This is a genomic window from Tunturiibacter empetritectus (assembly GCF_013410875.1).
Lineage (GTDB): Bacteria > Acidobacteriota > Terriglobia > Terriglobales > Acidobacteriaceae > Edaphobacter > Edaphobacter empetritectus.
Genome location: NZ_JACCCU010000002.1, coordinates 272,468 through 292,804, shown reverse-complemented (window position 1 = coordinate 292,804; position 20,337 = coordinate 272,468). Strand labels below are relative to the sequence as shown.

Sequence of the window (20,337 nt, the reverse complement as noted above, 5' to 3'; positions counted from 1 at the left end):
CTGCGCTGCGGAATGACAACAAAGAGGCTGAGTGACTGGAAAAGTGAGCGAGAAGAAGACGAAGATTCATGAGGTGGTGAAGTGGCCGGATCCGGTGCTGGCAAAGCGCGGAGAGACGGTGACGGTGTTTGACGCGAAGCTGAAGAAGCTGGTCGACGAGATGTTCGAGAGCATGTATGTGGCGCAGGGGATTGGACTGGCGGCGCCGCAGATTGCGATCTCGCAGCGGATTACGGTGATCGATGTGAGCTTCAAGAAGAATCCGGAGGAGAAGATTGTGCTGATCAATCCGGAGATTGTGGAGCGTGAAGGGAAGCAGGTAGAGGAGGAGGGGTGCCTGAGTTTGCCGGAGATTCGCGAGAAGGTGCAGCGGGCAGAGTGGGTGAAGGTGAAGGCGCAGGATGTGACGGGGAAGTGGTTTGAGATTGAGGGGACGGAGTTGCTGGCGCGGGCGATGCAGCATGAGATCGATCATCTGGAGGGTGTGCTGTTTATCGATCGGCTGAGCCGGTTGAAGAGGGATCTGGTGATTCGAAGGATCAAGAAGCTAATTAAGAACGGCGAATGGTAGCACTTCGTGCCGTTCTCGACCGCTTCGCGGTGTTGTCTCGGTGACATGAGCTTAATAGCGGCCTCCCGTTGGTCGGCGTAAGATTTTGTTTCCCGAGCATCGCTCGGACCTGGGTGTTGACTTGTCGAGACAAGGTATACAAGTCACGAAGTGACCGCCCTCCGCGTAGGAGGCCCGTCCGGCAGGACAGAGGATTATCAAAATGAAATTGGTTTTTTGTGGCACGCCGGAGTTTGCAGTACCTACGCTTGAAGCGGTGATTGCTGCGGGGCATGAGATTGCTCTGGTGGTGACGCAGCCGGATCGTGCGGCAGGGCGGGGGCTGGAGGTTCATGTTCCTCCGGTGAAGCAGGCGGCGTTACTGCATGGCTTGACAGTGGTGCAACCGGAGAAGATCAAGAACAATCTGGAGTTGCGCGGGTGGCTTGAAGAGATTAAGCCTGATGCGATTCTGGTGGTCGCGTATGGGCGGATCATTCCGCAGTGGATGCTGGAGCTGCCGCGGTTTGGGAACATCAATCTGCATGGGTCGTTGTTGCCGAAGTATCGCGGGGCTGCTCCGATTCAGTGGGCGGTGGCTTGTGGAGAAGTAGTGACGGGCGTTACGACGATGCGGCTGGACGCGGGGCTTGATACGGGCGATATGCTGTTGGCGGCGGTGTGCCCGGTGGGGCAGGAGGAGACGGCGGTGGATGTGTATGGATGTCTCGCACCGCTGGGCGCGGAGTTGATGGTGGAGACGCTGAGACGGTTGGAGGCGGGAACGATCTGTCCCGAGGTGCAGAACCATTCGCTGGCTACGCTTGCTCCTATCTTGAAGCGAGAGGATGGGCTGGTAGATTTTTCTCGCTCGGCGAAGCAGATCTATGACAGGTGGAGAGGGTTTCAACCCTGGCCGGGTGCGCATACGACGCTGCGGGGGAAGAAGCTGATTGTGGCGAAGATGAGAGTTGGGAGTGGGCGTACGGTTGTTGCGGGGGAGCTACTGGTGGATGGGGAGCAGATGCTGGTTGGGTGCGGGGGTGGGACGATGGCGGAGCTGCTTGAGGTACAGATGGAAGGGAAGAAGCGGGTGAGTGCGGCGGAGTTTTTGCATGGGTATCAGGTGAAGAGCGGCGAACGGTTGGGGATATGAAGAAGCAGGGCGCAGGGCTCAGGGATCAGGGGGTAGATGGGACAGCCAAGGTTGGGCCTGCGCGGAAGAGGCCGGTGTCGGCTGGGCCTACGGCTTCGGTGGAGGCTGCGGTTGCGAAGATTACGCCGGCTCGGCTGGCTGCGTTTGAGATTTTGAAGCTGGTGGGAGAGAACAAGGGGCATAGCGACGAGTTGCTGCATTCGGCGCGGGTGGATGGGTTGTCGCCTGAGGATCGGAACCTGACGACGGCGTTGGTGATGGGGGTGTTGCGGTGGCAGATAGCGCTGGATGCGCGGGTGCGTGGGTTGTTGCAGAGGCCGGAGCAGAGGCTGGCGGAGCCGGTGGCGATTGCGCTGCGGTTGGGGGCGTTTCAGTTGCTGCACCTGGATAAGATTCCTGCGCATGCGGCGCTGAGTGAGAGCGTGGAGCTTTGCAGGGCGGCGGGGGAGCCACATGCGACGGGGATGGTGAATGCGGTGCTGCGGAAGTTGGCGGCTAAACCCACATCTCAAAATCGAGATGTGGGGCACCCGGATCTTCGCTCTGGGCGTACGGTTCCGTTGCATGAATCGGTTGCGGCGTTTGCGGAGAGGCTGGGGCATCCGCGATGGCTGGTGGAGCGGTGGGTTGCGGCGTATGGTCGTGAGGCGGCGTTGATGATCTGTGAGGCGGATCAGCGGGAGCCTGCGAAGGGTGGGATGTTTGTGGAGCGGGGTGGGGATTGGCCGGTGATGGATGATGGGTCGCGGCTGGTGGCGGAGATTGCTGCGGCGGCAATGCCTGAGGCGAAGCGGGTTTGGGATTGCTGTGCTGCTCCGGGTGGTAAGACTTTGATTTTGGCGAAGCGACTTGGTAGTGCAGAGATTGTGGCTAGTGATGTGAGTGCGAAGCGGCTGGCGCAGACGGAGGCGAGACTGCGGCGTTATGCGTATGCGGAGCGGGTTGGGTTTTCGGTTGCCGATGCGGCGGATGCCAAAAGTGTCACCGGGGAGTTTGATCTGATTCTTTGCGATGTGCCCTGCTCGGGGACCGGGACGATGGCGGGGAATCCGGAGATTCGGCATCGGCTGAAGGTGGAGGAGTTTGTGCGGCAGGCGGAGAGGCAGAGGTCGATTTTGACGGGGGCTTTGAAACGGCTGGCTCCGGGGGGACGGTTGGTTTATTCGACTTGCTCGCTGGAGGCGGAGGAGTGTGAGGGGGTGGTGGATGCGGTGGTTGGCGCGGGTGGTGTGGTTAGGGTTCCGGTGGATGGTGTGATGGTGGAGCGTGGGGTTCTGAGTGGGGAGATGGGGTCGGCGGTGCGGGATGGGGCGCTTCGGACGCTGCCTGGAGTGCATGGGGGTGATGGGTTTTATGCGGTGATTCTGGAGCGGGCTTAGACGATTCGCGAACGATATTAACTGGGAGAAGTGAAGGGCGGTTCGCGCGTGGCGCGAATACCCCCACCCTATCGCGATGAGACTGCGAAAGGATGGGGCACCCGGCACCCGGCGGATGACGAAAGCAAACCCCAGGGGCTAAAGCCCTCGTCTTTGGCGGGTTTGATTGCCAAGGCTAAAGCCTTGGCCTACCTAGAAGCAAAGGCTGTTCTTTACAGACCTCTCTTTACAGACCCTCCAAAATGACTTAGGCAGAGTTGCCTGTAGTTTCTGAGGTCGAGGCCTTCAACTATTTTCCATACGCGTTTGCTTTTAGATCCAGCCGCCGTCGATGATGTGACTTTGATTGGTGATCGCTTCGCTGTCGTCGGCGGCGAGGAAGAGGACGAGGCGGGCAACGTCGTCGGGCAGGAGGTGGCGCTTGAGGCATTGGCGGCTGAGGACCTCTTGCTCATACTCTGGGGACATCCACAGTTGATGCTGGCGCTCGGTCAGGATTGCTCCGGGCAGGACGCAGTTGACGCGGATTCCCGCTGGGCCCAGATCGTGTGCAAGGGAGCGCGTCATGCCGACGATGGCGGCTTTGGCTGTGTTGTATACGGGGAGGCGGTGGCCTGGAATCATCCACGAGATCGAACTGAGGTTGATGATGGAGCCGCTGCCGATCGCTTTCATCCCTTCCGCCACGGCTTGTGCGGCAAAGAACTGATGTTTGAGGTTGACTGCCATTCTTTGGTCCCAATATTCGGGCGTTACGTTGGCAAAGTCGTGGCGGTCGTCGCTGCCGGCGTTGTTGACGAGGACCTGGGGCGCGCCGAGGCTGCGCGAGATCTGCGCGATCGCCGATTGCAACGTTGGGATGTTCGTTAGATCGCAAGGCAGGAAGAGTGGGCGGTGCGCGCAGTGGGGTGCGAGGCGCTCGACCAGGTTTGTGGATAGCTGCTCGGCGATATCGAGGAAAGCTACTTTGGCGCGTTGCGACGCGAAGTGTTCGACGAGGGATGCGCCTATGCCTGAACCTCCGCCGGTGATGAGCACCACGCGGTCTTCGAGGCTGGGGTAGGTGGCGAAGTTCGACATCAGGTGGCTAACCTCCGATGCGTTGTGCTGGGCAAAAGCCGATTTTAGTGTGGGTGTGAGGAAGGCAACCGCAGATTCCCTTCGGGAATGACAAATAAGAGGCACGGCAGACTCACCCAACTACTACTTTTGCTCCAAGGAAATTCTGATTAAGTATCCAGCATTCCCCCAGCGACTAAAGTCGCGCTGCTGTGGTTAGACTGGCGGCGGGACTAAAGTCCAGCCCTTTCAAAAGCAGGACTTGATCAGGAGTTCTCTAAAAAACTGTGATGCGTGTTTCGCGCAGCAGAATGATTAGTCGGTGAGGGTGATGTGGACTGGGTCGCCTTTGACGACGCGGTGGCCGGCGGGCGGGGTTTGCGCTATGACGGTGCCGATGGAGGAGACGGTGTGGGCTATGGGCTCGGTGAAAGATGGCGTGGTGGCGCTGGGTGGGGATTGCGGCGTGAGTGGGGCGGCTTCTGCTGAGGCTGAGTTTAGGTTGAGGTCTTCGGCGCTGGCGATGTGGAGGCCGGCGGATGCTGCTCTTGCGGCGGCGGCGGTGAGTGTGAGGCCGGCGAGGGAGGGCATGACGAAGGCTTCGGCGGAGGTTGCGGTTTCGGGGTCGCTGAGAAGGAGGCTGACGCGGGGGCGGTCGACGCCGATGGCGTTGGGGTTGGGGGTTTGGGCGATGACGGTGCCGGGTTCTCCGGCGGATGGGATGTGGGCGACGGCGCCTAGTTCGAGGCCGAGGCGGCGGATGTTGATGGTGGCGGTGCGCTCGGTTTGGTTGAGGAGGTCGGGGATGGCGACTTGCTGGGCGCCGAGGCTTTCGGTGATGCGGACGGGCCACTCGCGACGAACGGTGAGGCCGGGGGCGGGGGATTGGGCGAGGACGCGGCCGGGTGGGGTGTTTGGGGAGTAGAAGCGGTTTTCGAGGCTGAGGACGAGGCCGAGGGAGCGGGTCTTCTGGCTGGCTTCGGAGAGGGTGAGGCTGGTGAGGTCGGGGACTTTGACCTCGTGGCCGTGGATGGCGAGGCGCATGGTGATGAAGGCGGAGACGAGCGCGACGGTGAGCATCGCGAGGGCTCCCAGGACGATGTTGAAGAAGCGGTTGATGCTTCGGGTGACTTTTCTGGGGATTCGGAGCTTCATGCGTTTTTTGAGTATATCTTTGTCCTGCCGGACGGGCGCCCTGCGCGGGCAGCGGTCACTTCGTGACTTGTGTACCTTGTCCTGGTGGGATGAGCGGCTTGGGTCCTCGCGATGCTCGGGCCGACCAGCGGGAGGACTTTGGTTGATGACGGCGGCACGACCGGTATACGCGTCACGAAGTGACCGCCCCACGCGTAGTGGGTCCGTCAGGCAGGACATATCTTCTCTCAGTATTTGAAGCGGTAGCGGAGTTCGGCGAAGATTTCGCGCGGGTCGTTGTAGTGGAAGCCGCCGAAGGTGAGGCTATTGTCGAGCAGGACGCGACGGTTGGCTACGTTGGTTGCAGTGACGGAGGCAGTTAGTTTTTCGGTGAAGGACTTGCCGATGGAGAGGTCGAAGGTGGTGTGCTGGGGCAGGTATGGGTTGGGGTAGCGTGGGTCTGCAGGCGGGCCGTCGGGATTGAAGCCGCCGTTGACGAAGCCGGAGCCGTAGTACAGGTTGGTGGAGGCGGTGGTGTGGAAGGGAAGAGTGGCGTTGAAGCCGACGTTGAGGGTGTTGCGCTGGTCGTGATCGACGGGGGTGTAGGCGGGGTCGACGTCGCACTCGGCGGAGGTGGGAGGAGAGCAGATGAGGCCGCCGGTGATGGCTCCGCGCTGCTCGGCGATCTGGTTGGAGTAGGCGAGGTGGAACTGGCCGGTGTTCCAGAGACGAGGGCTGCGGAGGCTGAGCTCCCATGCGCGGACGAGGGCGCCGTCGACGGTGACGGGGAAGTAGATGCTGGAGTCGCCAATGTTGGAGTGGTCGAGGAAGTTGTTGATGCGGGTCTTGAAGGTGTCGGCGTCGAGGAGCCAGCCGCGGAGGGGGATTTGCACGCCGAACTGATGCTCTTCGTCGCGCTCGCCGTGGAGTGGGGCGAAGCTGGTGCCGGAGCTGAGGGCGAAGTTTTGCAGGCTGCAGGTGCCGTCGGCGATGGCTGCTGCGGTGCAGCCGAAGGTGAGTAGCGGAGGAGGCTGGTAGAAGCGGCCGTAGAAGCCGCGGAAGACCCAGTTGAGTTTGGGGATGCGGAGGGCTACGCCGAAGCGGGGGGCGGTGTAGTTCTCGGTGAACGCGGCTTGGAAGTGGGTTTGGCGGAGGCCGGCGATGAGGGTGAGCCAGGAGGTGGGTTTGTAGTTGTCGGTGAGGTAGGCTTCGATGACTCCGCCTGAGGCTGAGTCTGGTGTGCGGAAGGCAGGGGTGTTGGTGCCGTCGTTGAAGATGGCGCCGAAGAGATAGTTGTCGTGCTGGCCGAAGGAGTAGAGGCCGGCTTGGAGGGTGTTGCGGGTGGGCTTGCTGGGAAAGACTTCGGTGGTGATGCTGGCTTGTGCGCCGGCGTAGGTGGAGCTGCGATCGGAGGTGGTGGCTACGGGGATGTCGTTGGGGTTGGATTCGTAGTCGGCGCGGTTGTAGTGGAAGAAGGGTGAGACCTGGAGGACTGTCGCGGGGTTGAAGGTGTGAAGCCAGGAGAAGGCTACGGTGCCGTCAAGCTCGTGCTGGCCATCGCGCAGGCCGCTGGATTGAAACTGCTGGTTGCCGGGGCTGTCGGGGTCGGGATCGTAGGGGATCTGGAAGTAATCGGCGCGGAGCTGGGTGATGAGGCGGAGTTGGTCTTTGGGCATGCGGTTGTAGAGGAAGGATGCGAAGCCGCCGTAGCCGTTGGCGGCGTCGTGGATGACGACTCCTGTGGGTGGGGAGAGACCGTAGTCGCTGCGGTTGCCGGTGAGGCTGGCGTAGTAGGCGAACTTTTCGGTGTGGTCGCCGAAGTTGAGCTGGTCGTTGGTCTGGAGGAAGCTGCCGCCGGAGAGGATGAGTTCGGCCTGACGATTGCGCTCGAAGCCAGTGCGGGGGACGACGTTGAAGACGCCGTAGGTGCGGTCGCCGACGTCGGAGGTGTAGCTGCCACGCTGGACTTCGATGTAGTCGATGTCCTTAGGGTCGATCTGCGCGCCGAGGTTGGAGGCGATGTTGGTGTTGGGGATCTGGACGCCGTCGAGGAGCCACGAGACCTGGTGGCCGCCGCGCATGTGGAGCATGTCGTGGGTCATGTAGGCGCCGGGGACGTAGTTGGTGATCATGGCCATGCTGTTGGTGCGGTCGGCGCCGGGGGTTTGCGCGATGTCGTCGCGGCTGATGAGGGTGGTGGGGGTTACGGTGTTGACGTTGGCGGTGTTGAGGTCGGTAGTGACGCTGGTGGTTTGTTCGATGGTGCCGATTTGGAGCTCGATATGGAGGATGGGCGCAGTGTCGGAGGCTAGCGTGAGGGATTGTCTTGCGGGGTCGAAGCCTGGTTGGGAGATGGTGATGGTGTAGTCGCCTAGTGGGAGAGAGGGGAGGGTGAAGGAGCCGTCCTGCGCGGTGGTGGTGGATCTGGTGAAGGCGGAGTTGGTGGCGTGGAGTTCGATGTGAGCGTTAGCGATGGGGCGATGCTGGGGATCGTGGACGACGCCGTGGAGCTGGCTGAAGATGGTGGCTCGGGCTGTGATGGCGCTGAGAAATGACAGGAGGCAGAGTAGAGCGAGCTTGCGCATAGGATTTTTCCTCGTCAGAGACGCTGACGGAGTTCAGACTGCGTAACGGGACGGCAGAGCGACGTGCCCTCGCGAATGGCGAGAGGTTATGTCGGCTGCTGGTCGGGTCGCTTAGAGGATGAAGAAGGGAGGGCCGCGTTTTTGGCGGGAGCGATCGAGAGCCATGCGGGCGCGGGCTTCAGTCTGGGTTGTGACGGAGGGCTGGCTGACGATCTCTGCAAAGAGGAGGGAGGCAGCGTGGGACGAGAGATCTCCGTGCTGGATTGAGGTGACCGCGGCTGGATAGGACGGGCACTTCTGCGGGATCGTGGAGACATTGATCCCTGAGCTTGAGGACTCCGCTTGCTGCATGTTCCTCATGCAGTGATGTGCGCCGTTCCGTCTGCAACAGGCCGGCAGATTCGCTTGGCTGCCGGCGGTAAGAGCCAGTAGCGGCGAGATCAGCGGGGAGCTGAAGAGGAGTAAGAGCGTGATGCCGATTAAGCGTCGCACGGTTTCATTGTAGCGGAGGTTTGTCAGCGCAGTGTCATGGGATGGGTCTCTTTGATGAGAGTGCATGTTCAAGAGGGGATGAGAGTCTCAGGGATGGATCATCGAGCCGGTATGTACGCGGCTCTCGGCCAGATCGAGCTCTCGCTGCAGGGTGCGCAGGACTTCATCGTCGATCTGCTCCTCATCTCGCAGTCTGATCAACGCTTCGCGTTCGGCCTGCAGCGCGGTCAGAATTGCGTCGTTTCGTCGAGCCTGATGGATAAGCCCGGTCGCCGACCGCTCGCGTTCGAGGGGCATGGCGTCAAGTCGTTGCTGGTATCGATCGATCAGCTCCTGAAAGAGTGGGGATTGGTCTCGATTCTTCGATCTGGTGCGATGCAGATGCATGATTGCTTCCGTCGCGAGGACACGTCGAGCCTCTTGTTCTTCGCGGTTTGTATGCCCCGACTCGGAGAGGCCCATGATTCGAATCAGCCAGGGCAGCGTCAAGCCCTGCACCACCAGCGTGGCTACGATCAGGCAGAACGCCAGATAGATGATCATGCTGCGCTGCGAGAAGGTTCTGCCTCCGGGAAGCGCGTAGGGAAGTGAGATGGCTGCTGCGAGCGACAGCACGCCGCGCATGCCGCCCCACCCGATGACAAACACCTGCCGAGGCTGCGGTGGTTTTACGTCCAACTTTCGGACCCATCGCCGGAGCGCGTAGGCGACGTAGGTCTCCGCGAAGACCCAGGCTATGCGCAGACAGATCATCAGGGCAGAGAAGCCGATTCCATATTCAAGGAGAACCGGGCGGCTCATGCCGACGATCTGCCCGACAACATAGGGGAGCTGAAGTCCGATGAGAACGAAGACGATGCCGTTGAGGATGAAGGTCAGCGCATCCCAGACAGCGGTTGTCTGCAGGCGGACCTGGGGCGACATGTACTCGGGGCTTTTGCGGCTCATGTACATGCTGCAGGCGATGACAGCCATGACACCGGAGACCTGCATGCGGGCGCCCAGGAGGTAAGCTCCGTAGGGTGCCAGGATGCTGATGACGATCTCGATCGGGCCATCGTCGACCCATCTTTCAAACCACGCTACGACAGCTCCGATGGCCAGGCCCACGGCTACTCCACCGCAGGTCAGGAAGACGAGTTGACCGAGTCCTTCGATGACTGATGGCGTTCTGCCTGTGACCAGCATGGTGAGGCCGAATTGCAGGGCGAGGAGTCCGGTGCCGTCGTTGACGAGGCTTTCGGCTTCGAGGATGTCGACGATTCGTTGCGGAAGGCCCACTCTTCGTGCGATCGATGTGGCTGCGATGGCGTCAGTGGCCGCGACAACCGCACCAAGCAGCACGGCGGACTTCCAGTCGAATCCAGGCAGGAGAGAACCCGCGACCACTGCGAGCCCTACGATGGTGAACAGCACCAGGCCGACGGCGAGCATGGCGATGCTGACAAAGTTGCGCTGGAACTCTCTCCATGACAGGGTCCATGCCGCGGAGTAAAGCAGGGGAGGAAGGAAGACGAGAAAGACCAGGTCGGGATCGAGGCCGATGCGCGGCATGCCGGGTAGAAAGCTCAAGAGCAGGCCCGCGATGACGAGCAGGATCGGATACGGTACTTTGAGTCTTCGGGCCAGCCCGGCAAAGACGGCTACGAAGACTAGAAGGAGAAGGAAGACCGCTTGTACGGCATGCACTCCGGAACCCATCATCGAGCGAGCTCTCGAATGCGAGGTGCTGTCGATCTGCTAATCGCGATGGGAAGGGAGGGCATGGGCCATTATCTCGCGCTTATGGTAATTCGCCTGACGGTGCAGAAACTGCAAACGCAGATTCCCTTCGGGAATGACAAACAAAAGAGCGAAAGCGACTCTACACCAACTGAGGCGTTGTTCAAGTGGGTAGAGAGAAAATTAAGACGAAGGTGCGATAACGTCACTCATTTGGTTAACCCGGTTGGAAGAAGATTGGAGAGTCGGGTCAGCGGCGGTTGTCGGTGGCGGGCTCGGGGTGGATGAGGAGGCGGGAGACTTCGGGGCAGTCTAGTTTGAAGGCGTTCTCGAGGGCGGTAATGATCTCGTGGACCTTCGACATGGGGAGGTCGTCGGGCAGGGTGCAGTGGCAGTTGACCTGGATGCGGTCGACTCCTGTGTTGTGGGCGCGGGTTACGAAGACTTCGTGGATGTCGAGGATCTCGGGAAAGGCCTGGGCGGCGCGGCGGAGACGGACTTCGAGCTGGCGGTCGCGCTCGAGGGAGGCGGGGCGCTCGATGGTGGCGGGCTCGCTTTCGATGTGGGTGAGGATGGTGGAGATCTCCGGGATCTCGCGGCGGATGTCGGACTCGAGTTGGGTGACGAGGGCGTGAGCGGCGCTGAGGGACATCTTTTCGTCGACTTCGAGGTGCTGCTCGACGTGGAGCTCGTGGTTGTACTCCTGCACGGCAACGTCGTGAATGGCGAGGTTGGAACGTGCGGCTACGGCGCGGATGCGGTCGTGGAGGCTTTCGGCGAGGGAGGCTGTCGGGATGGAGTGGACGACGACGTCGGCACCGGGGAGATGGCGGCGGACGGCGGCGGTAGCGGCCATGGTGATCTGCTCGGAGCGCTGGAAGGTGAGGTTGCGGGGGAGGCCGAGGGTGAGGTCGGCGAAGTAGTTAGGACCGGCGCGGCGGGTGCGGATGCGGTCGACGGAGAGGACGCCGTTGATGGCGGCGATATCGCGGGTCATGTCGCGGGTCTGGGCGCGGGTTTCGATGGGGGTGGCGTCGGTGAGGGCGTCGATGGTGCGGCGGGCGAGGTTCCAGGTGACATGGAGGATGATGCCGGAGACGAGGATGGCGGCGATGGGGTCGGCTAGTTCTAGCTGGGTGATGTGGAAGCGCTCGCCGATGTAGCTGGCGGTGAGGCCGAGGAGGACGGCGATGGAGGACCAGATGTCGGTGCGGAAGTGGATGGCGTCGGCTTCGAGCGCTTCACTTTTTGTTTCGTCTGCGATTTTTTTGAGCTTGCCGGAGCGGGTGTAGTCGACGGTGATAGAGAGGAGAAGGACAACGAAGGGCCAGATTGAGAACTTGAGCGCTAGGTGTTCGCGATGGGCGATGCGGCGAACGGCTTCGGTAAGGATCCAGACGCAGGAGCCGAGCATGAGGACGGACTCGATTGCGGCGGAGAGGCTTTCGATTTTTCCGTGGCCGTAGGTGTGGTCGGCGTCGGCGGGGCGGTCGGAGACCTGGACGGAGAAGAGGGTGATGGCGGCGGCGATGAGGTCGATGCCGGAGTGGGCGGCCTCGGAGAGCATGCCGAGGGAGCCGGTGAGCAGGCCGGTGAGGAGCTTGAGGAGGGTGACGGCGAAGGCGGCGAGGACGGAGAAGAGCGCGGCGGAGCGCTTGGCGCTGTGTGGGGTGGCGGCTTGTTCGGGCTGGGCCGTTGTGCTCATCAGGAAGATGGTACAGGGTTTTCGGGGCTGAGGGTTTGGCTTCGGAGGCGCGTTTGGGCGCGGAGATAAAACATGATGAAGGCGCCGAGGAGCATGGGGATGCTCATGAGGAGGAGGCCGCGTTGGTAGTCTCCGGTGAGATCTTTGGCGAAGCCTACAAAGTAAGGGCCGAGAAAGCCGCCGATCATGCCGATCATGTTGAGGGTTGCGATGCCGGCGGCTGCGGATCGCCCTTGAAAGAAGCTTCCAGGAAGAGACCAGAGGGGACCCTGCATGGCGTTGTAGGCGATGATGATGGCGCCGATGGCGACGACGACGTTGATGGGATTGGTTGAGAGGCCGCAGGCGAAGAAGCCGGCCGAGATGAGGAAGGCCCAGGGGATGATGTGCATGTAGCGGGGATAGATGCTGTGTGGCGTTCGGCGCTGAACTCGGTCGGAGTAGATGCCGTTGATCAGCATGGCGGCTGCACCGAGGAGGCTGAGGGCTGCGATGAGGTAGCCGACCTTTGACGTGCTGAGGTGGGTCGCTCGCTGGATGACGTCGGGAGCGACAAAGGTGTAGGCGTAGGAGGAGGCAAGCATAAGCAACATGAAGAGGCCAAGCTGCCAGACGCGTGGATCGAGGAGGGCTGCGCTTAGATTGTGGCTGCGCTGGCCGCTTAGAGAGGGATCGTTGTGGACGTGGTGGATGATCCATGCGCGCTCGTCTTCGGTGAGCCACCTGGCCTGCAGGGGGCCGTCGGGGAGGAGGTAGAGGAAGACGATGCCTAGCAGGATGGGAGGGATGCCTTCGACGAGGAAGAGCCATTGCCAGCCGCGAAGGCCGAGGCGCCCGTCGAGGTTGAGGAGTGCGCCGGCGAGGAGACCCATGAAGACGGAGCTGAGCGGCAGGGAGATGTAGAAGCGGCTGATGGCGCGGGCGCGCAGCTCCTGTGGGAACCACTGCGTGAGATAGAAGATGACTCCGGGGAAGAAGCCGGCTTCGGCGACTCCGAGGAAGAAGCGTGCGGTGTAGAACTGCCAGGGGGTGCGGACGAAGAGCATGGCCATGGCAAGGATTCCCCAGGTGACCATGATGCGGGCCAGCCAGCGACGTGCTCCGAAGCGGTAGAGGAGGAGGTTTGAGGGGATCTCGCAGGCAGCATAACTGAGAAAGAAGAGACCCGCGCCGAAGCCATAGACTGTGGCGCTGAAGTGAAGGTCGCGGTTCATCTGAAGGGCTGCGAAGCTGATGTTGATGCGGTCCATATAGGCTGCGCCGTAGCCGAGGGCGATGAGAGGGATGAGATGGCCGGTGGCTTTGCGCATGGCGGATGCGCCGATGGCTGCGTCAGGGGAGACTAAAGGCCCGTCGAGGATGGGGGGCTGCGTCGAGGCCATTGGAATTTCGTCTCATTGAGCGAAGTTGAAGCAAGGCCGAACGAACAACGTAAAAAAAGAGTTATATCGAGCTAACTGCTGAAGTGTCGATTGAATCCGTACTGTCTTTTCTTTGGTAGTCGAACGATGACTTGCCGGGAGGTTTAGGCGGCCAAGTCGTTTGCAGCGCTGATCTGGAGTGTTTTGCCGAGTGCCTTCATCGCGTCTGCAATGCCGTCAATCTTGGACGTGTGACGGATATTGGTAAGCCGGTTTATCTCCTGAGGCGTCGTATGCAGCCTTCTTGCCAGTTCCGCCGGTCTTACTTTTTGCCGCAGCATTTCGTTTAGCAGAAGCACCTTCGCCGCGAGACTGACGGGCAATTCCACGTATCGCTGTTTGCGCTTAAGCAGGGAAGGGCTTGGAACGATGCGGTTTTCTTCGAAATAGAAGTCCAGCGCTGTCTCCAAAGCTTCTTTTGCGGCATGGAGCGCCTGCTCTTCTCCTTCGCCCTGCGTGATCGCTTCGGGAATATCAGGAAAGGTCACGAGAAAGAACTTTCCATCCTGCTTCAGTTTGATTGGATATCGCATGCTCCCCTCCTATTTGAGACCCAACTGCTTCTTGATTGCAGCAACTAGACCGGTGCCGAGTTCTTTGTTGTGCATCGGAAGAACAGATTGCTTTCCGTTCAGCGTGACCTTAAGATGGGACCCTTTTCCTGGCTTGAAGGATGCTCCTTGATCTGAGAGCCAACGCTTGAACTCACTACTCTTCATGAATGCTTAGAGTAAACAATTTTGCTTATATTGGCAAGTAGGATTGTCGGCTTTCAATTGTTAGGGCTTGGTGGCGTGGTAGAGGCCGACGACGCCGAAGGTGTAGCTGGTCCAGGTCGTGTCAATGAAGCCGGCGGCTTTGAGGAGCTGCAACATGCGGGGGGGGCGGGGGAAGCGCTCGACCGAGGCGTTGAGGTAACTGTAGGCGCGCTCGTTGCCGGTGATGAGCCCGCCGAGACGGGGCAGAATGGACTTGAAGTAGATGTTGTAGAGGGCACCGGTGAGGCCTTCGGGCTGGTTGCACTCGAGGATGCCGAGCTGGCCGCCGGGGCGCAGGACGCGAAGGATCTCGGTGAGGCCTTCGTGGTAGTTGGCGAGGTTGCGGAAGCCGAAGGCGGAGGTGACGAGGTCGACGGAGGCGTCGGCTATGGGGAGGTGGAGGGCGTCGGCTTCGATTGGGGTTACATTGTGCGCGCCGAATTTTTTGATGCCAAGGGCGAGCATCTGGTGGGAGAAGTCTACGGCGAGGATGGGGGCTGCGCCTGGGGTGGTGGGGCGATGTTTGAGGAGGGCCATGGTCATGTCGCCGGTGCCGCAGCAGAGATCGAGGGTGACGGCTTCGGGGTGCTGGAGGATGGGGCGGAAGAGGCGGGCGGTGCGGGTCCACCAGGTGCGATCGATGCCGGCGGAGAGAAGGTGGTTGGCGCGGTCGTAGGCGGGTGCGATGGTGTCGAACATCTGCTGGACGGAGGTGGCGGCGGCTTGCTCGGTGGTGAGGCCGGCTGGGCGGGCTCCGGTGGAGCGTTCGTGTTCGGCAGGTTGGGTGATTTTCACAGGGTTATCTTATTTATCCGCAATGGTTAGTGTATTCGCACTGAATGACACAGCAGCATTGATCAGTGGCATATTCCGGGATGAGTTTTGTCTGGAGCAGGGCCATCAAAACGTCTGGATAGCAGGAATGATCTTGTGCCGATCGATATTTCCTCCATCGCGCAATCGTTTGGCCCAATCGGAGTGAGAGAACGGGCGAAGTAAGTCACTACCTCTGTCGTGTTCGCTCGGTTTTCAGGAGTATCCGGCAACGTGCTTGGTCCCGCATCACCTATTTTTTTCAAGTGACCATCGGGATAGACGTAAGCATACTCATCTGAAAAAGCAGTGGGTGCCGGATCCTGGGTCTCAAGTACGCCGTCGTTCGAGAACAAATAGGTGGTCCTAAGATAGTTCTTGTGTACTTTCTGGCCATGATCGAGAGCATGGACGACGTAGAGATCTCCCTGAAATCCGGCTGGAACCAGAAATAATCTCCGTGTCGTGTGCAGCCAGATGCTGACGCCTGTACAGAGAAGCGCGCAATAAATAACAAGAGTGCAGCCGTTCAGGGCGTAGCCTAACCGTCGTTTTCGTTTTGTCGGTACAGATCTCGTGAGGGGCAATGAGATAGCGGTAAGAACAGACCCCGTTGCGAACAACACGAAGAGCGGCCATGTTGTAACTCCGGCAGCAAATGCACCGAGCGCAATCAAAATGAAATAGATGAACACGATCAAGAGAACGCATACAACTACGTTCGCTGCTGTGATTGCCCAGAACCATCTATTTCGGACCTGTTCTGCTGCCATGGGTGGGGTATGGCCTCCTTGGTCGAACTCTCCTCGGTACTTACCGCTGCCGCATGAGGGTGAGCATGGCGTTGGTGGCGGCTAGGAGTTCGGGTTCGGTTACGTTGCGGACTATTTCTACTTTGCCTATGGCGGTGGGGAGGATGAAGGAGCGGATGCCGCTGCGGTTTTTCTTGTCTCGGCTGGTTAGGGATACAAGTTTTTCGGCCGTAGCTTTGAAGGTTGGGAGCGGGCCGTAACGAAGGATTAAGTTTGCTATGCGGTTGGCGTCTTTTTCGCTGATCGTGTTGCGAGCTACTGCTACGCTGAGTGCCGCGATGGAGCCCCAGGCTACGGCTTCGCCGTGGAGGAGCTGCTTGTAGTTGGTGGCGGCTTCGATGGCGTGGCCGATGGTGTGGCCGAAGTTGAGGATCATGCGGAGGCCGGACTCTTTTTCGTCCTGGCTGACTACTTCGGCTTTGACGCGGACGGAGGCGGCTACTACTTTGGCTAACGGTGTTGGGTCTGCGTTTCTTTTTGTGCTCAGGATGGCTTCGGCGTTTTGTTCCATGTAGCGGAAGAGCTTGGCGTCGTAGATGACTCCGGCTTTGATGGACTCCTGGAGGCCGGCGCGGAGTTCGGCGGGGGGGAGGGTGCGGAGGAGGTCGGTGTCGGCGAAGACGGCTTGTGGGTGGTGGAAGCTGCCGATGAGGTTTTTGCCGGTGGCGAGGTTGACGCCGGTCTTGCCGCCGATGGAGGAGTCGACCTGGGCGAGGAGCGTGGTGGGGATTTGCACGTAGCGGATGCCGCGCATATAGATGGCGGCGAGGAAGCCGGTGATGTCGCCGATGACGCCGCCACCGAAGGCGAGGAGGAGGGCGTCGCGGTCGGCTCCTGCGGTGGAGAGTTGCTGGGCGAGGGATTCGACGCTGGCCATGCGCTTGTGGCGCTCGCCTGCGGGGTGGAAGAGGACGGTTGGAGGTTCCTTAAAGCTGGCTAGGAAGGGCTTGGACCAGAGGGACCAGATGTTGGGTGAAGTGATGATGAAGGGGCGGAAGGGTTTGCCAGGGTTTAGTTTGCGGAGGCGAGAGTGGAGGGTGGGGAGGAGGTTTGGGGCTATCGTGACGTTGTAGGTAGCCGAGGGCGTGTTGACGGGGATTACGGGCACGGTTTCTTCATCGTATCGTATCTATTCTTTGTCCTGCCGGACGGGCCCACTGCGCGTGGGGCGGTCACTTCGTGACTTGTATACCGCTTCGCGTGGCGCGAGGGAGGCTGATTCCGACCAACGGGAGGACCACGCGAAGCTTTAAGAAGGCGTGCGAACGCCCGCGCCGCGCGTAGCGGGCCCGTCCGGCAGGACCTATCCTCTAAACTCCAGTAGCATTGAAGGATGGAACGGTTTGATTTTTTGGTAATAGGGGCAGGGATTGCAGGGTTGAGCGCGGCGATTCGGTTGGCGGAGACGAGCACGGTACTAGTGGTGACCAAGGAAGAGCTGGCGGAGTCGAATACAGCTTATGCGCAGGGTGGAATCGCGGTGGCGATGGGAGGAGAGGAAGATGTCGCACTGCATCTTGAGGACACGATGGCGGCTGGCGATGGGCTGGTGAATCGTGAGGCCGCTGCGGTGTTGGTGACCAAGGGGCCGAAGCGTGTGGAGGAGCTGCTGGAGTGGGGGACGGCGTTCGATCGCTATCCGACGGACAAGAACGGGGTGGAGGGCGAGTTGATGCGGACACGCGAGGGGGCGCATAGCCTGTCGCGGATTCTGCATGCGAATGGAGATGCGACGGGGAAGGAGATTGCGGTGTCGCTGCTGCGGCATGTGCGGGAGATTCCCTCGATCGAGTTGATGGAGTGGGCGACCAGTGTGGATCTGCTGGTGGAGGGTGGTCGCGTGGTGGGGGCTACGCTGCTGGATGGCGAGGGTGGCCTGAGGGTGGTGCGGGCTGGGGCTGTGTTGCTGGCCAGCGGCGGGGCGGGGCAGGTCTATAGCGATACGACGAACCCTGCGGTGGCTACGGGAGACGGGATTGCGATGGCTTACCGGGCGGGTGCGGCGGTGAGCGATATGGAGTTCTATCAGTTTCATCCGACGGCGTTTATTGAGCCAGGGGCACCGCGCTTTTTGCTGAGTGAGGCGCTGCGGGGCGAGGGCGCTACCCTGGTGAATGCGAAGGGGGAGCGGTTTATGGAGCGGTATCATCCGCTGCTGGAGCTGGCTCCGCGGGATGTGGTGGCGCGGGCGATTACGCGGGAGGGCATGGATGGGCCGGTGTATCTGGATATGCGGCATGTGGCTTTGAATCCGACTGGGAGTCCGGGCGCGACGGACTTGCAGAGGCGGTTTCCGGGGATCTCGAAGTTTCTGGCGAAGTATCGGCTGGAGTTGGGGAGGGATCTGGTTCCGGTGCGGCCGGCGGCGCACTATCTGATGGGTGGGGTGAAGACGGATGTGCAGGGAAGGACGACGCTGCCGGGGTTGTATGCGGCGGGCGAGGCGGCCTGTACGGGGGTGCATGGAGCGAATCGGCTGGCGAGCAACTCGCTGCTGGAGGGGCTGGTGTTTGGGCCGCTGGCGGCGGAGACGATGGTTGCGGAGACGTCGTTGGCCGAGCTTGATGCAAGTGCTTCGGTGGTGGCTTCCAGTGGGGGTGTGACGCCGGAGGCTGCGACGGAGCGATGGATCAAAGAGCTGCGCGATCTGATGTGGAAGTACGCCGGGCTGCTGCGGGATAAGGCTGGTCTGGAGCAGGCTAAGCGTGGGTTGGATGCGTTGGGGACGGCTATGCCGAAGGGGCTGACCCGGCGGGCGGTGGAGGCCAGGAATCTGCATGTAGTGGCGGAGCTGATCGTGACGTCGGCGCTGGGGCGCGAGGAGAGCCGGGGAGCACATTTTCGGAATGACTTTCCGCTGCGGGATAAGGTTGCGAAGCACTCGGTGATGCAGAATGGGAGGCTTGAGTTTGTTGCTTGAGATGGGGCGGGTTGTTTTGGGGATAGATTGGAAGCGGATAGAGGTTCAGGCTTGAGCCGGGGGCACGGTCTTTCGCGATTGGTGGCATCGATTGTGGGAGCGGGGTTGAGTTTTTGCGTGGTCGCGGTGGCGATCTATTGCAAGGTTGCGGATGTCAGGGAGAATGGACTCTTCCATGGCGGCCCGGAGGCGCTGGCAGCGGCGATGGCTGGATTGTTTGGCGGCGGGATCGTTGCGGTTCTGGTCCTGGTGTTTCTTCTGCGTTGGGGGAATGGCAGCGAACGACGGGAGTTGGAGCCGTGATGTGGCTGCGACTTTAGGGGCGTAATTACAGGATAGTTAGAAGTATGGGAATGACGACACCGGCGATGAGTATCGCTGTGATGAGACCTCTGTTGCGGATGTACTTGTAGGACATGTAAATGCCAGAGATGGTCGAGATAAAGAGACCGATGGAGACGAGAAGAAAGAAGATCTTCAGGGGCAAGGTGTTGTGTGGTTTTGGTGCGGGTGCGTCCGCTGATTGGGGCGATGGGCTTTGCGCCGGCTGCGTGCCGGTGATGGGGGCAGATTGAGATTTGTCGGGTTGCTTGTCGGCGCTGTTGTTTGAGGGCTTGTCTTGTAATTTGGCTGAGGAATTTTCTGGGGATCGCTCTGGTGGGGGGAGTTTTCTTACGGGAACGACGGTGGTCTGCTTCTTGTGGATCTGGCCCAGCGTCACGGCCCAGGCGGGCGGTTTGTAGCTGCTGCCGCGCGTGGTTTCATGGAGGCTGAAGGTTTGGAGGGCTCCGGTAAAGGCGAAGAAGAGCAGGGCAGGTGCAGTAAAGACCCCGAGATAGAGATGGACAAGTCTGGTGTACTTCAGTGCGGAATGAGAAGAGGACATTAAGTCTTTTTACACAAGGAATTGAAATACGACAAGTTCAGTCCTAGTTGGATCCGGGTTTCAGCAAGATTCGTCTTGTCTGGTCGATTTTGAGGGAAAAGGGGATGGATCGCGTGGCGATGGATTGGATGAAAAAAAGCGGGCCGCCAGATTTGACGGCCCATAAGTTTGCCTTGAGCTAACGTGGTTTGCTGTCGGAAAACACTTTAGGCCGTCGCGAATTTGCGGCGGACGGTAGCGGCTGCGCCGAGCAGGCCTGTGGCCATGAGGCTCAGTGTGCCGGGTTCTGGGACGGGGCTGTTCGAGGAAGGATTGGTGAAGTCAAAGGAGCCTGAACCTGCTCCGATGCTGCCGTCGAAGTTGACTCCGGCTACGCCTCCTGCCACGTTGGCGCCGAGGCCGAGAAAGGTCCCGACAGTTATGTCACCGAGGGTGGCATTGGTAAAGGAAAATGCAAGGCTTTGGCAGGGAGCTGCGTGGTTGAAGACGACGGTTACGGCGACGCAGGCCTCGGTAACGTTTAAAACACCAAGTACTCCTGAGACGTCTGCGTAGCTTGCGGTGAAGGTTTCGAGACTGGTGCTGAAGATGTCTGTGCTGAGCTTCGTGAAGCTGAACACCTCGGCATCACCGATGACGATTGGGGTAATGATTTGATCACCGGCACCGGCATTAATGATTGCGGAGATTGAGTCGGCGTGAAGGGCGGATGGGATAAGGGCGAGAGTAACCAGAGCGAGAAATGCGGCAGGCGATTTCATAGGTGTGACTCCTTATACCTGTGGTTATTGCAAGTCCCTGGCCAAAGACTATTTATCGCCAAGAAATAGGAAACTCTGGTTTTAGCGGTGTTTCTGAACTACTTGCCAGGATTTCGCATAACGGCGGAGGGCGGATCTTGGATTTGAGTTCGTATGGAATTTTTTTCGGAGTCTAGTCTCCGGC

Annotated in this window: 19 protein-coding genes; 5 read left to right on the top strand and 14 right to left on the bottom strand. The window is 60.3% G+C overall.

Features of this window, described 5'->3' with window-relative positions; translation table 11 throughout:
- Window positions 1-31: 31 nt before the first annotated feature.
- From def to HDF08_RS13380, 3 genes are all read left to right on the top strand, one after another.
- Window positions 32-571, top strand: a complete 540-nt coding sequence (def, locus tag HDF08_RS13390) for a peptide deformylase (protein ID WP_353069392.1) — start codon at window positions 32-34, stop codon at window positions 569-571.
- A 202-nt stretch (window positions 572-773) separates the two neighbouring features.
- Entirely contained in the window at window positions 774-1,706 is a 933-nt protein-coding gene (fmt, locus tag HDF08_RS13385) for a methionyl-tRNA formyltransferase (protein ID WP_179639174.1), read from the top strand.
- A complete protein-coding gene (locus HDF08_RS13380) occupies window positions 1,703-3,085 on the top strand; it encodes a transcription antitermination factor NusB (RefSeq protein ID WP_179639173.1) in 1,383 nt (460 codons plus the stop codon). The genes fmt and HDF08_RS13380 overlap by 4 nt, the downstream gene beginning before the upstream one ends.
- Before the next feature lie 312 nt (window positions 3,086-3,397).
- Here the strand turns inward: HDF08_RS13380 and HDF08_RS13375 are convergent, their stop codons facing one another.
- The 12 genes from HDF08_RS13375 to aroB form a co-directional block, all read right to left on the bottom strand.
- Window positions 3,398-4,165, bottom strand: a complete 768-nt coding sequence (locus HDF08_RS13375) for an SDR family NAD(P)-dependent oxidoreductase (protein ID WP_179639172.1) — start codon at window positions 4,163-4,165, stop codon at window positions 3,398-3,400.
- Window positions 4,166-4,459: 294 nt separating this feature from the next.
- On the bottom strand, window positions 4,460-5,299 hold the full coding sequence (locus HDF08_RS13370) for a PASTA domain-containing protein (RefSeq protein WP_179639171.1): 840 nt from the start codon (window positions 5,297-5,299) through the stop codon (window positions 4,460-4,462).
- Between the two features lie 227 nt (window positions 5,300-5,526).
- The gene (locus HDF08_RS13365) at window positions 5,527-7,863 is read right to left on the bottom strand and encodes a TonB-dependent receptor (RefSeq protein ID WP_179639170.1); all 2,337 of its coding nucleotides are present in this window, start codon (window positions 7,861-7,863) and stop codon (window positions 5,527-5,529) included.
- A 111-nt stretch (window positions 7,864-7,974) separates the two neighbouring features.
- A complete protein-coding gene (locus tag HDF08_RS13360; RefSeq protein ID WP_179639169.1) occupies window positions 7,975-8,355 on the bottom strand; it encodes a hypothetical protein in 381 nt (126 codons plus the stop codon).
- Window positions 8,356-8,442: 87 nt separating this feature from the next.
- Window positions 8,443-10,059 (bottom strand): Na+/H+ antiporter, encoded by a 1,617-nt coding sequence (locus HDF08_RS13355; protein ID WP_257031119.1) that lies wholly within the window; start codon window positions 10,057-10,059, stop codon window positions 8,443-8,445.
- 268 nt (window positions 10,060-10,327) lie between these two features.
- A complete protein-coding gene (locus tag HDF08_RS13350; protein ID WP_179639168.1) occupies window positions 10,328-11,782 on the bottom strand; it encodes a cation diffusion facilitator family transporter in 1,455 nt (484 codons plus the stop codon).
- Window positions 11,782-13,164, bottom strand: a complete 1,383-nt coding sequence (locus HDF08_RS13345; RefSeq protein ID WP_179639167.1) for an MFS transporter — start codon at window positions 13,162-13,164, stop codon at window positions 11,782-11,784. Before HDF08_RS13345 ends, HDF08_RS13350 begins: the two co-directional genes overlap by 1 nt.
- Before the next feature lie 143 nt (window positions 13,165-13,307).
- The gene (locus tag HDF08_RS13340) at window positions 13,308-13,736 is read right to left on the bottom strand and encodes a type II toxin-antitoxin system HicB family antitoxin (protein WP_179639166.1); all 429 of its coding nucleotides are present in this window, start codon (window positions 13,734-13,736) and stop codon (window positions 13,308-13,310) included.
- Between the two features lie 9 nt (window positions 13,737-13,745).
- Window positions 13,746-13,922, bottom strand: coding sequence for a type II toxin-antitoxin system HicA family toxin (locus HDF08_RS22190; protein WP_179639165.1), 177 nt, complete (start codon window positions 13,920-13,922; stop codon window positions 13,746-13,748).
- 60 nt (window positions 13,923-13,982) lie between these two features.
- Window positions 13,983-14,756, bottom strand: a complete 774-nt coding sequence (ubiE, locus tag HDF08_RS13330; RefSeq protein WP_373563189.1) for a bifunctional demethylmenaquinone methyltransferase/2-methoxy-6-polyprenyl-1,4-benzoquinol methylase UbiE — start codon at window positions 14,754-14,756, stop codon at window positions 13,983-13,985.
- Window positions 14,757-14,818: 62 nt separating this feature from the next.
- Complete coding sequence (locus HDF08_RS13325; RefSeq protein ID WP_179639164.1) at window positions 14,819-15,547, bottom strand: DUF6843 domain-containing protein; 729 nt, start codon at window positions 15,545-15,547, stop codon at window positions 14,819-14,821.
- A gap of 40 nt (window positions 15,548-15,587) precedes the next feature.
- The gene (gene aroB / locus HDF08_RS13320; protein WP_179639163.1) at window positions 15,588-16,694 is read right to left on the bottom strand and encodes a 3-dehydroquinate synthase; all 1,107 of its coding nucleotides are present in this window, start codon (window positions 16,692-16,694) and stop codon (window positions 15,588-15,590) included.
- Between the two features lie 225 nt (window positions 16,695-16,919).
- On the opposite strand from aroB, the gene nadB reads away from it, so the two are divergent.
- Window positions 16,920-18,506 carry an L-aspartate oxidase gene (gene nadB, locus HDF08_RS13315; protein ID WP_179639162.1) on the top strand — a complete coding sequence of 529 codons (1,587 nt, stop codon included), beginning with the start codon at window positions 16,920-16,922 and terminating at the stop codon, window positions 18,504-18,506.
- Between the two features lie 51 nt (window positions 18,507-18,557).
- On the top strand, window positions 18,558-18,809 hold the full coding sequence (locus tag HDF08_RS13310; protein WP_179639161.1) for a hypothetical protein: 252 nt from the start codon (window positions 18,558-18,560) through the stop codon (window positions 18,807-18,809).
- Window positions 18,810-18,834: 25 nt separating this feature from the next.
- On the opposite strand, the gene HDF08_RS13305 is transcribed toward HDF08_RS13310, so the two are convergent.
- Entirely contained in the window at window positions 18,835-19,392 is a 558-nt protein-coding gene (locus HDF08_RS13305; RefSeq protein WP_179639160.1) for a PepSY domain-containing protein, read from the bottom strand.
- Window positions 19,393-19,598: 206 nt separating this feature from the next.
- Window positions 19,599-20,153, bottom strand: a complete 555-nt coding sequence (locus HDF08_RS13300; protein ID WP_179639159.1) for a PEP-CTERM sorting domain-containing protein — start codon at window positions 20,151-20,153, stop codon at window positions 19,599-19,601.
- Window positions 20,154-20,337: the final 184 nt, after the last annotated feature.